The organism is Rosenbergiella metrosideri (assembly GCF_022602565.1).
Taxonomy (GTDB): Bacteria; Pseudomonadota; Gammaproteobacteria; order Enterobacterales; family Enterobacteriaceae; genus Rosenbergiella; species Rosenbergiella metrosideri.
Window position 1 is genome coordinate 140267 of sequence record NZ_JALBCV010000005.1, and the last position, 12157, is coordinate 152423.

Below are 12157 nucleotides of genomic sequence, written 5' to 3' on the forward strand. Positions count from 1 at the left end.
GGAAAATAGCGCTATTATCCTGTGTGAAGCGAAAGAGGTTTTGTATGTCCAGTGAAGAATTATTAGCCGAGCAACGTGAAGAAACGTTAGCGATTATCGAAGAGTTACTGGAAGACGGCAGCGATCCAGATGCGCTTTACACCATTGAACACCATTTTTCTTGTGACAGCTTCGACGCACTCGAAAAAGCCGCAGTCGATGCCTTTAAAGCTGGTTACGAAGTCACGGAGCCAGAAGAGTTAGAACTTGAAGATGGGACCACCGTGATGTGCGTCGACATCATTAGTGAATCTGCTCTCAGCCCTGAACTGATCGATGCGCAAGTTGTACAACTTGTCTCTATCGCCGGTAAACACAATGTGGATTACGACGGCTGGGGGACTTACTTTGAAGACCCAGACGCGCAAGACGACGAAGATGACGAAGACGACGCTATCGACGAAGACGATAACGGCGTTCGCCATTAATCTCTCGTACACAGCAGCAAAGTCTGCTGTGTTTTTCTCAGCCAACAAGATGCTATGAACACCCAAACCTTACTGCAACCCATTCAACATTTCCTCCATTGCCAGACCCCAGATGCTTGGATTATCGAAGCGCGTAAACCGGAAAACCTCCCACTTCTCTTAACGGATCATTTAGTCTGTGAACTCAAGGCAGCACTCACGGCGACATGGCTTATTCGTAAATATGTGGCAGATAAACCCAGCGGCGAAGCTATCCTCGAATGGCTCAAACCTTATGAAGCCTTTGTTTACCGTGAGATGCCTGACCCCGATTTTATCCGCGCCCATAAGGGATTGAGTCGCCCAGTTACTACCGTCAGCGACTATGCGTGGGCAGGCGAGCTGGTGGAAAAGATGATGTTATTGATTAAAGAAGAGCTGCATCATTTTTATCAAGTATGGGAAATTATGCAGCAGCGAGGAATCGCCTACAAAAAAATGACCGCCAGTCGCTATGCCAAATCGCTTATGCGCGAGGTGACGACTCACGAGCCGATGACGCTGGTGGATAAACTTATTTGTGGTGCATACATTGAGGCGCGGTCATGCGAACGTTTTGCAGCGTTGGCGCCTTATTTAGACCCTGAGCTAGAAAAATTCTATATTTCGCTACTCCGGTCTGAGGCGCGTCATTATCAAGACTACCTTAACTTGGCTCAGCAGATCGCTGATTTCGATATCTCCGCACGGGTGCAAGCGATAGGCCGAGCCGAGGCGATATTAATTAGGTCTCCCGATCCGGAATTACGTTTTCACAGTGGATGCCCTATCCATTTGTAGTAAAGAGACGTCCACGATATATCAGCATCGTGGCGATCAAGATTAAGAGACATGTTTCAAAAACGTCTGTAGCCGTTCACAACCTTGGCCTTCACTTAATAACTGCTGAGGGGAGCCATCTTCGGCAATGGTTCCGCCGTCAATAAAAATTAAGCGGGAAGCTATATCGCGCGCAAAGCCAATCTCATGAGTCACAATGACCATGGTCATCCCTTCTTCGGCAAGAGACTGCATGACTTGCAACACTTCATGCCGTAATTCTGGATCGAGCGCAGAGGTTGGCTCATCAAACAACATCATTTTAGGTTTTATCGCTAAGGCTCGCGCAATAGCGACACGTTGCTGTTGTCCGCCTGATAGTTCGGAAGGGTAATGGTCCGCGCGGCTACTTAACCCCACGCGGTCAAGTAATTCTAATGCTAAGCGCTTGGCTTCACTTTTACTGCTATGGCGGACGCGTAACGGGCCAAACATGACATTTTCAAGCGCGGTCAGATGTGGGAATAAATGAAATTGCTGAAAGACCATCCCTGCTTCACGGCGAATATCGCACTCGTTGAGGTGTGGGTCGGTCATATGCATCCCAGCGACGATAAGCGTTCCTGAACTGATCTCTTCTAGTTTATTGATACAGCGTAGCAGCGTTGACTTACCGGAGCCAGAAGGGCCAATGATGACGACAACCTCACCACTTTCAATCTGTAGGGAGATATCGTGCAACACTTCTGTTTTACCGAAATTTTTAGAGACGTTTTGAAATTCCACCATATTCATAAGATATGCATCCTTTTCTCTAATTTTTTCAGTAAGAAGCTTAAGCAGAGTGTGACCACTAAATAGAGCGCGGCGACGGCTGTCCACACTTCTAAGGCCCTAAAGTTACCGGCGATGATCTCTTGCCCTTCTCGGGTCAGTTCTGCCACGCCAATCACAATAAAGAGTGATGTATCTTTGATACTAATAATCCATTGGTTACCTAACGCCGGAATCATTCTCCGAAGTGCCAGCGGCATGATGATATGCCATAGTGTCGCGCGGGAGGAAAGTCCCATGGCTAAGCCTGCTTCTTTAAAGCCTTTATTAATCGAAAGGATAGCGCCACGGGTTATTTCGGCAATATAGGCTCCTGAGTTAATCATAATAGTCACGACCGCGGCGGTAATGGGTTCAATTCGAATGGGCAGCAACAGTGGCAGGGCGAAATAGATAAACATGACTTGCACCATGATTGGGGTACCGCGGATCAACTCGACAAAAATAAGTGAAAGCGTTTTACTGATACGGCCACCTAATGCACGTGCCACTCCGGCAATCAAACCGATAATAAAGCCACCACACAAGCCCAGCAAAGAGATAAAAAGCGTGAGTTTAAGTCCCTGTAACAATATAGGGAAAGCTTGCCACACGTAGGTAAAATCGAAATTCATAAGCGGTGTCCGTCAACAATACAAAAAAGGTTGGCCAGCGAGGCTGGCCAACAAGACTACTTAGGCGCTTTATCGAACCATTTTTTATAAATTTTTGCGTAAGTCCCATCCGCTTTTAGCGCTGCGAGCGCTTTATTAACCTGCGCGGTATAAGGGCTATTTTTCTGTAAGGCGAAACCATATTGTTGAGGTAGTACGCTATCATTTTGACCGGTAGCTTTAATTTTCCCATTACCGGAAACCTTGATGTAATACATGACGTTAGGGGAGTCATGAACCACGGCATCGATATTTCCTGCTTGGAGATCTAAATAGGCGTTATCGATATTTGGGAATTCAACGTAATCCGCTTTCACGTGAGCTTTCATATAGGTCGCCCCGGAGGTTCCCTGTTTCAGTCCCACTTTTTTCCCTGCTAAATCGCTGAATTTGGTAATACCGGATGCACTGCTTTTAACCGCCATCAGTAAATCTGCATCATAATAAGGCGCACTAAAGTCAACGGCTTGAGCGCGCACAGGAGTGATAGTGATCCCTGCCATGGCGACATCTAAATTACGTGACTGAAGGCCGGGAATTAGCCCTGAAAAGTCCATCGGTTGTAATTGGTAATCGACGCCCATTTTTTTAGCAATGGCATCCCAAAGGTCGACATCAAAGCCTACATATTTATCAGCTTGTTTAAATTCGAAAGGGACAAATGCGGTATCGACGCCGACATTGAGGGTCTCCTTCGCTAACACACTGGCACTGAATAATGTTGAAAGTAATGTGAAGCCTACAGTTATTTTCTTGATGGTCGTGAACATGTTTATTTCCTTTAAGGTGTTAACGAAAGCTAACCTTTTAAAGCAAAAACTATGCCAAAGTAAGAAAATAGTATGGAAGTCACGGTAAATATAAAGAAATACCCTTTACAGCTAGATCTGGCGAGAGGAGCGGTATTTAGCACTATTTATTCACCTACTAGCGCCCTAAATAGGGGAAGAAGAGTCGCTGAGTGGTGCTTTTTTCATCCAAGGAAAACACCGCTAATCGAAGGTCACGTCATAGTGGTGCAGACCCTGAATACCGTTTCATGATTGTAGGGCAAGTGATGGTTAACACAGGCGAGCGTTAAGCGGAACGCTACCTGCTACAGATATGTTATGCGGTAACGCCCTACGCCTTATAAACGCCAAGTTAGCGATTAGCAATATAGCTTCCTGACTCAAACAGATACTTTTCAGACTTCTCAATACTTTGTACGGCAGGTTCGCCATGTTTGGCGACTAAACTTGCGAGCAATGCCTCGGCAATGGCCATACCTGAAACAACAGAGGGGAAAAACGATGCACTGTCGATCGAAAAGAGAAGCGTACAGTCGGCCACTTGCGCCAACGGCGAGGAGGGAGAGTCTGTGATGGCGACAATTTTTGCTCCCACCTGCTGAGCGGTCTCTAGGATCTGTAGGGTTTCGCGTGAATAAGGTGAGAAACTCACCAGTAACACACTATCTTGATCGGTCAATTCACGGGTAAAGATTTGCTGGCTGTTTGCAAGGTTATCGATCAAGGTTACTCGTTGTTGAAAGAGTCGATAAACATAATAAATTGACCAGGCAATCGAGAAACTTGCGCGAAAACCGCAGACATAAACTTGCTGAGCATCGTCCAACAAATCCACCGCGCGCTGCAAAGAGTCTTGATTCAACGATTGCGTATCTTCGAGCGAATTGCTCAAGGTCGAGAATACCGCGTCATACGCTGACTCTTGTTGCAAGTTTTGCTGTAAGCGTACCGCTCGGCTTGCGTAGCTGCTACGTGTTAATTTCAACGAATAGATAAATTCTGCTTTTAAGGCTTCCCATCCCTCATAACCGAGTTTTTTAGCTAATCGCGAAAGTGTAGCAGGTTTAAGATCGGCATTGTGCGCAATGGTCCGCATTGAGATCAACGCGACATCATTGATATTTTCCAAAACAAAAGCCGCCGCACGTTGCAGTTCAGGTGTTAGGGTAGGGTAATGATCAATGATGAGTTTGCGAAGGTCCATAGATAAGCCTCGGTAGAATCGCGGTCGAGCAAAGAAAAGCCGGGACGATGCCCGGCTATTTATTTATAAATTATTGATTAGAGTGCGGCAATGACGCCCTGTTGCTCAATAATTTTTGCTTTAGAGTGTTCTAAGTCGGCAAGACGTTCGCGCTCTTTGGCCACAACGGCTTCTGGCGCTCGCGCGACAAACCCTTCGTTACCCAGCTTAGTCGCGATTTTTTCAATCTCGATATCGACCTTACCTAACTCTTTCGCCAGACGCTCTAACTCAACATCTTTGTTGATCAAGCCCGCCATCGGGATAAGGAGCTCAGCACCGTCGACCAGTTTAGTGACCGAGACGGGAGCTTTCTCTTCTGCGGTAAGTAGAGTGATGGTTTCCAGCTTCGCGAGACGCTTCAGGAAGGTCAAGTTTGCCGAGACACGACGCTCGACTTCCGAGGTCGCACCACGCAGTGATAACTCCAGAGGCTTGCTCGGCGAGATATTCATTTCAGCACGGATATTACGTACCGCAATGATCGCTTGCTTGATCCACTCAATATCACTCTGCGCCTGTGCATCTTCTTTCTCTGCCGCCCATTCTGGGAAGGCTTGCAGCATTAGCGTATCGTCGGTAATCCCTTTCAACACTTTGACGCGCTGCCAGATGGTCTCTGTGATAAATGGAATAATCGGGTGCGCCAAGCGTAATAATGCTTCCAGTACGGTCACTAGGGTGTTACGAGTACCGCGCAGTTCCGCTTCACTGCCATTGTTCATGACAGGTTTGGTTAATTCTAAATACCAGTCACAGAATTGGTTCCAAGTGAAATCGTACAGCAAGTTAGCGGCGATATCGAAACGATAAGTATCTAAGGCTTCGCGGTAAGCTTTTACCGTACGGTTGAACTCACTGCGGATCCAGCGATCGGCAAGAGAGAGCACCTGTTCGCCGCCTTGGAAACCACAATCTTGCTCTTCGGTGTTCATCAGTACAAAGCGGCTGGCATTCCATAACTTATTACAGAAGTTACGGTAGCCTTCGAGTCGTTTCATATCCCAGTTGATGTCGCGACCGGTCGAAGCGAGTGCCGCTAAGGTAAAGCGCAGAGCATCCGTTCCTGAAGGTTCAATACCATTCGGGAATTGCTTTTCAGTACGTTTACGGATTTTCTCAGCCAGTTGTGGCTGCATCATATTGCCGGTACGCTTCTCAAGCAGTGCTTCTAAGGAAATCCCGTCCACCATATCTAAAGGATCGATAACATTCCCTTTAGACTTCGACATTTTTTGCCCTTCTTCATCACGGATAAGGCCAGTCATGTAGACAGTTTTGAAGGGAACTTGTGGCTTACCTTGCTCATCTTTCATGAAATGCATTGTCAGCATGATCATGCGAGCAATCCAGAAGAAGATGATATCAAAGCCACTGACGATGACGTTGGTCGGGTGGAACGTACGCAGTGCGTCGGTATTTTCTGGCCAGCCTAGTGTTGAGAAGGTCCACAGTCCAGAAGAGAACCAGGTATCGAGAACGTCTTCGTCTTGGTTTAGGACAACAGTATCGGCAAGGTTATGCTCGCGGCGAACTTCTTCTTCAGTGCGTCCGACATAGACTTGGCCATTTTCGTCGTACCACGCAGGGATACGGTGTCCCCACCATAGTTGACGTGAAATACACCAGTCTTGAATATCGCGCATCCATGAGTAGTACATATTTTCGTACTGCTTAGGGACGAACTGGATATCGCCATTTTCAACCGCTTCTACCGCAACTTTAGCCAGCGGTGCTGTACGGACATACCATTGGTCAGTCAGCATTGGTTCAATAACGACGCCACCCCGGTCACCGTAAGGAACGGTTAAGTCGTGTGGCTTAATTTCTTCTAATAACCCTAACTCTTCTACTGCCGCAACGATGGCTTTACGCGCAGCGAAACGCTCTAGTCCCGCAAAGGCGGCAGGCATTTCACTTGAGTAGGCATCAGACTCTTCACCGTTAGTATCGAACACTTGTGCCTGTTGGCGAATATCGCCATCAAAAGTCAAGATATTGATCATTGGCAGTTTATGACGGCGTCCAACTTCATAGTCATTGAAGTCATGCGCTGGCGTGATTTTTACGCAACCGGTGCCTTTGGTCATGTCTGCGTGCTCATCCCCAAGAATAGGGATGCGACGGTTGATCAGAGGCAGGATCAGTTCTTTGCCAATTAAGTCAGCATAGCGAGGATCTTCAGGGTTAACCGCAACACCAGTATCCCCTAGTAGGGTTTCAGGGCGGGTCGTGGCGACGATGATATAATCTTTACCGTCAGCCGTCTTAACGCCATCAGCAAGCGGATAGCGGATGTGCCACATCGATCCTTTCGACTCACGGTTTTCGACTTCCAGATCGGAAATCGCGGTACGCAGTTTAGGATCCCAGTTAACGAGGCGCTTACCGCGGTAGATCAGGTTCTCGTTGTATAAGCGGACAAAGACTTCTTTTACTGCATTGGAAAGCCCATCATCCATGGTGAAGCGTTCACGTTCCCAATCAACAGAGTTACCGAGACGGCGCATCTGATTGGTAATGTTGCCTCCTGATTCCGCTTTCCATTGCCAAATTTTATCAATGAATGCATCACGGCCATAATCTTGGCGGGTTTTACCCTCTTCCGCAGCGATCTTGCGCTCAACAACCATCTGAGTGGCGATACCAGCATGGTCAGTACCTGCTTGCCATAGGGTATTTTTGCCTTGCATGCGTTGGTAACGCACCAAGGTATCCATGATGGTCTGTTGGAAAGCATGTCCCATATGTAAGCTGCCGGTAACATTCGGCGGTGGGATCATGATGCAGTAGCTCTCTTTACTTAGATCGCCATGTGGTTTGAAGTAGCCTTGCTTTTCCCAGTGCTCATAAAGCGGCTGTTCGATCTCTTGCGGGTTATATGTTTTTTCCATAGGAATTATGCCGATGCTGCCGTTACAGTATTCAATTGAAATCCAGCACTGCGATACGCTTTATAACGATCACGGGCCAGTTGTTTTAAGTTATTATCTTCAGGGACGAAGTCTACCACTTCATAGAATCCCGTAGCAAAGTCTGCGAAGTGGGGAAGTAAACTAATCAGTAGGTCACGTGCGCTGCTTCCACGCTTCTGTGGCCAGGCCAGTTCGACCGGCGCACCTTGTCGAGGTCCTTCACCTGCTAAATTATGCGGAACGAAAGCGTCGGCGGGACGTTGCCAGAGTGCTTCATCCAGTCGTAATGCTTGCGCTTCGTCATGACAGGCAATAAGGATACGTTTACCTTCACGCCAAAAGTGCGCGGCGAGGTCGCAGGCCGCGATTTCAGCTGCGCTAAGCGGCTGATCAGCAGCGTCTGCAGGAAGCAGGTAAAACGTCGCATTTTTCATGTTAGCCTGTAAACCCTAAGAATAAGGAAAGGAACCCAATGAAGGGCTCCTTAGTGTTGTGGGGGCGATTACTCTTCTGGGGTCAACCCTGCGCGATTCAGCAAGAACTGAGAAAGAAGCGGAACCGGTCGCCCGGTCGCGCCTTTCGCTTTACCTGAACGCCATGCCGTACCCGCAATGTCCAGGTGCGCCCAATTATATTTACGGGTGAAGCGCGACAGATAACAGCCCGCGGTAATTGCGCCGCCAGCTCGCCCACCAATATTCGCGATATCGGCGAAATTAGATTCAAGCTGTTCTTGATACTCATCGGCCAAGGGTAAACGCCACGCGCGGTCGCCGGCTTGTTCCGAGGCGCTGACTAACTCATGTGCCAGTGGGTTATGGTTAGAGAGTAAACCACTGATATGATGGCCCAGAGCGACGACGCACGCGCCGGTTAAGGTCGCAACATCAATAACCAGTTCGGGATCGAAACGTTCGACGTAGGTGAGGGCATCACAGAGTACTAAACGGCCTTCAGCATCGGTGTTCAACACCTCCACGGTTTGGCCAGACATAGTGGTGAGGATATCTCCCGGGCGCAGTGAACGTCCGTCAGGCATGTTTTCACATCCTGCCAGAATCCCCACTACGTTTAGAGGAAGTTTGAGCTCAGCGACCATGCGCATTACGCCATAAACTGTTGCCGCGCCACACATGTCGTATTTCATTTCGTCCATGGCTTCGCCAGGCTTGATAGAGATACCGCCGGAGTCAAAGGTTAATCCTTTGCCGACTAATACAATAGGGCGGCTATCTGCGTCTGGGTGGCCTTTATACTCAATGACCGACATTAAGGATTCAAAATGCGATCCCGCACCAACGGCCAAGTAGGCATTCATGCCTAGCTCTTTCATCTGCTGTTCGCCAATCACCCGGGTAGTAATGTGGGTGCTATTTGCGTCCGCCAATTGACGGGCTTGCGAGGCAAGATAGGCCGGGTTACAGATATTGGGTGGCATATTGCCGAGATCTTTCGCAGCTTGTACACCGGCAGCAATTGCCAATCCATGCTGGATGGCACGCTCGCCACTGGTTAACTCACGGCGAGTCGGCACGTTAAACACCAGTTTACGCAGTGGTCGACGTGGCTCGATACGGTTACTTTTTAGCTGGTCAAAGGAGTAAAGTGATTCTTTTGCCGTCTCGACTGCTTGGCGGACTTTCCAGTAATTATTCCGGCCTTTAACATGCAGTTCGGTTAAGAAGCACACGGCTTCCATTGAGCCGGTTTCATTCAACGTGCTAATAGTTTTTTGAATAATTTGCTTGTATTGACGCTCGTCAAGTTCACGTTCTTTACCGCAACCGATCAATAAGATGCGTTCGGAAAGTACATTTGGAACGTGATGAAGTAGCAGCGTTTGACCGACTTTGCCTTCTAGCTCGCCGCGACGCAGTAGGGCGCTGATGTATCCGTCGCTGATTTTATCCAGTTGTTCCGCGATCGGGGATAATCGACGAGGTTCGAATACCCCAACGACGATGCAGGCACTACGTTGTTTTTCTGGGCTACCGCTTTTTACACTGAACTCCATGTATTCTCCTGAATCTTAAAGACAACGACCTTGACACTTAATTAACATACATAACGGCTTAAGTGTATAATGACCGTCAATACTCAACTTTATGCTATTGTCGTTTATATTGAAGGGTGATTGAGCAAAAGCCCTCACCACTCATGCATAGGGTATATGATACACTGTAACAGCAAAAATGTGTTGATGAAGAAAACCAGCAAATAAGCGTTGAAATTATCGACTTTCCTGCAAAAAGACAAGTTTTCACAGGCGTATTTAGCGTGATAATAATCAGATATTTGGTTCGTGAGACGCTTAAGAGTCAACTAGCGATTCTCTTTATCCTGTTACTAATCTTCTTTTGTCAGAAGTTAGTACGTATTTTAGGGGCTGCCGTCGACGGTGATACCCCTGCAAACTTGATTCTAACGCTTTTAGGTTTGGGTGTGCCAGAAATGGCGCAGCTCATTCTACCGTTAAGCCTTTTCCTTGCCATCTTAATGACCTTAGGCAAATTATACACGGACAGTGAAATCGCCGTGATGCACGCCTGTGGGTTAGGAAAGAGCGTGTTGGTGAAAGCGGCACTGGTCTTGATACTGATTACGTCGGCGGTTGCCGCAGTGAACGTGATTTGGGCTGGTCCTTGGTCGGCGCGTTATCAAGATCAAATTATGCAGAATGCGCAAGCTAACCCAGGAAGCGCGGCGTTGGCGGCAGGGCAATTCCGCCCCTCCAGTGATGGGAGCTTCGTGCTATTTATCGATAATGCACGAGGTAACCATTTTAGCGATGTGTTCTTGGCGCAACTGCATCCGCGTAACAATACTCGCCCTTCAGTCGTGGTGGCTGACCGCGGTCATATGTCGCAGCAAAAAGACGGTAGCCAAGTTATCACACTCGATAACGGTACTCGTTTCGAAGGTACCGCCATGCTGCGCGATTTTAGAATTACGGACTTTACGCAATATCGTGCTTACGTGGGTTACAAAGAGTCGGTACTCGATCCTAATGATGCCGATGAAGCCACTTTTACCACCCTATGGCACAGTAATACGCCGCAGTTCAGATCTGAATTACATTGGCGTTTAACGTTAATCTTCTCGGTATTAGCCATGGCATTAATGGTTGTACCGCTTAGCGAAGTGAATCCTCGGCAAGGCCGAGTTCTCTCCATGTTACCGGCGATTTTCCTCTACCTGATTTTCTTCCTGATTCAGAGCTCGTTTAGAACCAATGCGAGTAAAGGAAGGTTAGATCCAGCGGTATGGATGTGGAGTGTGAATATTCTCTATCTGGGCTTAGCGGTAGTCTTAAACGCATGGGATACCTTACCTGTCCGTCGGCTACGCGCGAAGATTAGCCGCAAAGGAGTCGCGTAATGTTTGGCGTATTAGACCGCTATATTGGTAAAACCATCTTTAATACCATCATGACGACACTGTTTTTACTCGTGTCGTTATCCGGCATTATTAAATTCGTTGAGCAGTTAAGAAAAACGGGGAAGGGGGCTTACAGCGTCTGGGATGCGGGTTACTTTACGATTCTCAGCGTACCGACTGACTTAGAGCTATTTTTTCCGATGGCAGCATTACTCGGGGCGTTGTTAGGCCTTGGTAACTTAGCCCAGCGCAGTGAGCTTGTTGTGATGCAAGCGGCAGGATTTACGCGTTTACAAGTTGCGGCATCGGTGATGAAAACCGCTATCCCCTTAGTCTTTTTATCAATGGCTATTGGTGAGTTCTTAGCCCCGGCAGGCGACCAACTGGCGCACAATTACCGTTCAGAACAGATCGATGGTAGTTCGCTCCTCGCGGCCCAAGGTGGTTTATGGGCGAAGGATGGTAATGACTTTATTTTTATTCAAAAATTACAAGATGAGCGCCATTTAAATGGCGTGACAGTCTACCATTTTAACGATCAACGTCGACTTGAGAGCGTACGTTATGCGGCCAGTGCTCAGTGGGATAAGCATCGTAAAGAGTGGAATTTGTCGCAAATCGATGAGTCGAACCTCTCAAATCCCGAGCAAATCACAGGGAGCCAGCAAGTCAGTAGTATTTGGAAAACCGCGCTTACCCCGGATAAGTTACAGGTTGTCGCGCTCGATCCGGACTCGCTCTCCATTCGTGGATTACACGATTACATTCAATACCTCGATCAGACCGGACAGAAGTCAGATATCTATCGTCTGAATATGTGGAGTAAGATTGTCCAACCCCTATCGGTTGCCGTAATGATGCTGATGGCGCTGTCCTTTATCTTCGGGCCGTTACGCAGTGTCTCGATGGGCCAGCGAGTGGTTACCGGCATAAGCTTTGGTTTTGTCTTCTATGTATTGGATAAAATCTTTGGCCAGTTAAGCTTAGTGAAAGGCTTACCGCCGGTGCTTGGCGCGATTGTACCGAGTGCCGTTTTTCTCGCCTTAAGCCTAGTGTTACTGATTAAACGGAAATAGAA

Annotated in this window: 11 protein-coding genes; 4 read left to right on the top strand and 7 right to left on the bottom strand. The window is 47.9% G+C overall.

The window, feature by feature from the left end; genetic code table 11:
* Window positions 1-44: 44 nt before the first annotated feature.
* Complete coding sequence (rraB, locus tag MKR94_RS07285) at window positions 45-467, top strand: ribonuclease E inhibitor RraB (protein ID WP_241646337.1); 423 nt, start codon at window positions 45-47, stop codon at window positions 465-467.
* 54 nt (window positions 468-521) lie between these two features.
* Window positions 522-1286, top strand: coding sequence for a tRNA isopentenyl-2-thiomethyl-A-37 hydroxylase MiaE (gene miaE, locus MKR94_RS07290; RefSeq protein ID WP_241646338.1), 765 nt, complete (start codon window positions 522-524; stop codon window positions 1284-1286).
* Window positions 1287-1328: 42 nt separating this feature from the next.
* On the opposite strand, the gene glnQ is transcribed toward miaE, so the two are convergent.
* The 7 genes from glnQ to pepA form a co-directional block, all read right to left on the bottom strand.
* A complete protein-coding gene (gene glnQ, locus MKR94_RS07295; RefSeq protein ID WP_241646372.1) occupies window positions 1329-2054 on the bottom strand; it encodes a glutamine ABC transporter ATP-binding protein GlnQ in 726 nt (241 codons plus the stop codon).
* A 2-nt stretch (window positions 2055-2056) separates the two neighbouring features.
* The gene (glnP, locus tag MKR94_RS07300; protein ID WP_048911421.1) at window positions 2057-2713 is read right to left on the bottom strand and encodes a glutamine ABC transporter permease GlnP; all 657 of its coding nucleotides are present in this window, start codon (window positions 2711-2713) and stop codon (window positions 2057-2059) included.
* A gap of 56 nt (window positions 2714-2769) precedes the next feature.
* On the bottom strand, window positions 2770-3522 hold the full coding sequence (glnH, locus tag MKR94_RS07305; protein WP_241646339.1) for a glutamine ABC transporter substrate-binding protein GlnH: 753 nt from the start codon (window positions 3520-3522) through the stop codon (window positions 2770-2772).
* A 373-nt stretch (window positions 3523-3895) separates the two neighbouring features.
* Entirely contained in the window at window positions 3896-4747 is an 852-nt protein-coding gene (locus MKR94_RS07310) for a MurR/RpiR family transcriptional regulator (RefSeq protein ID WP_241646340.1), read from the bottom strand.
* 77 nt (window positions 4748-4824) lie between these two features.
* A complete protein-coding gene (locus MKR94_RS07315) occupies window positions 4825-7680 on the bottom strand; it encodes a valine--tRNA ligase (RefSeq protein ID WP_241646341.1) in 2856 nt (951 codons plus the stop codon).
* A gap of 5 nt (window positions 7681-7685) precedes the next feature.
* Window positions 7686-8135 (bottom strand): DNA polymerase III subunit chi, encoded by a 450-nt coding sequence (locus MKR94_RS07320; protein WP_048911426.1) that lies wholly within the window; start codon window positions 8133-8135, stop codon window positions 7686-7688.
* A 68-nt stretch (window positions 8136-8203) separates the two neighbouring features.
* Window positions 8204-9715 (bottom strand): leucyl aminopeptidase, encoded by a 1512-nt coding sequence (pepA, locus tag MKR94_RS07325; RefSeq protein WP_099822890.1) that lies wholly within the window; start codon window positions 9713-9715, stop codon window positions 8204-8206.
* A 263-nt stretch (window positions 9716-9978) separates the two neighbouring features.
* Here pepA and lptF point away from each other — a divergent pair, with 263 nt between their 5' ends.
* Both lptF and lptG read left to right on the top strand, forming a co-directional pair.
* Window positions 9979-11079: an LPS export ABC transporter permease LptF gene (gene lptF, locus MKR94_RS07330; protein WP_241646342.1), complete on the top strand. Its 1101-nt coding sequence runs from the start codon at window positions 9979-9981 to the stop codon at window positions 11077-11079.
* Window positions 11079-12155 (top strand): LPS export ABC transporter permease LptG, encoded by a 1077-nt coding sequence (gene lptG, locus MKR94_RS07335; RefSeq protein WP_241639693.1) that lies wholly within the window; start codon window positions 11079-11081, stop codon window positions 12153-12155. Before lptF ends, lptG begins: the two co-directional genes overlap by 1 nt.
* The last annotated feature ends 2 nt before the right edge of the window (window positions 12156-12157 follow it).

Coding starts and splice junctions, on each gene's coding strand:
- rraB (WP_241646337.1), top strand. CDS start 45: ATGTCCAGTGAAGAATTATTAGCCGAGCAACGTGAAGAAACGTTAGCG.
- miaE (WP_241646338.1), top strand. CDS start 522: ATGAACACCCAAACCTTACTGCAACCCATTCAACATTTCCTCCATTGC.
- glnQ (WP_241646372.1), bottom strand. CDS start 2,054: ATGGTGGAATTTCAAAACGTCTCTAAAAATTTCGGTAAAACAGAAGTG.
- glnP (WP_048911421.1), bottom strand. CDS start 2,713: ATGAATTTCGATTTTACCTACGTGTGGCAAGCTTTCCCTATATTGTTA.
- glnH (WP_241646339.1), bottom strand. CDS start 3,522: ATGTTCACGACCATCAAGAAAATAACTGTAGGCTTCACATTACTTTCA.
- MKR94_RS07310 (WP_241646340.1), bottom strand. CDS start 4,747: ATGGACCTTCGCAAACTCATCATTGATCATTACCCTACCCTAACACCT.
- MKR94_RS07315 (WP_241646341.1), bottom strand. CDS start 7,680: ATGGAAAAAACATATAACCCGCAAGAGATCGAACAGCCGCTTTATGAG.
- MKR94_RS07320 (WP_048911426.1), bottom strand. CDS start 8,135: ATGAAAAATGCGACGTTTTACCTGCTTCCTGCAGACGCTGCTGATCAG.
- pepA (WP_099822890.1), bottom strand. CDS start 9,715: ATGGAGTTCAGTGTAAAAAGCGGTAGCCCAGAAAAACAACGTAGTGCC.
- lptG (WP_241639693.1), top strand. CDS start 11,079: ATGTTTGGCGTATTAGACCGCTATATTGGTAAAACCATCTTTAATACC.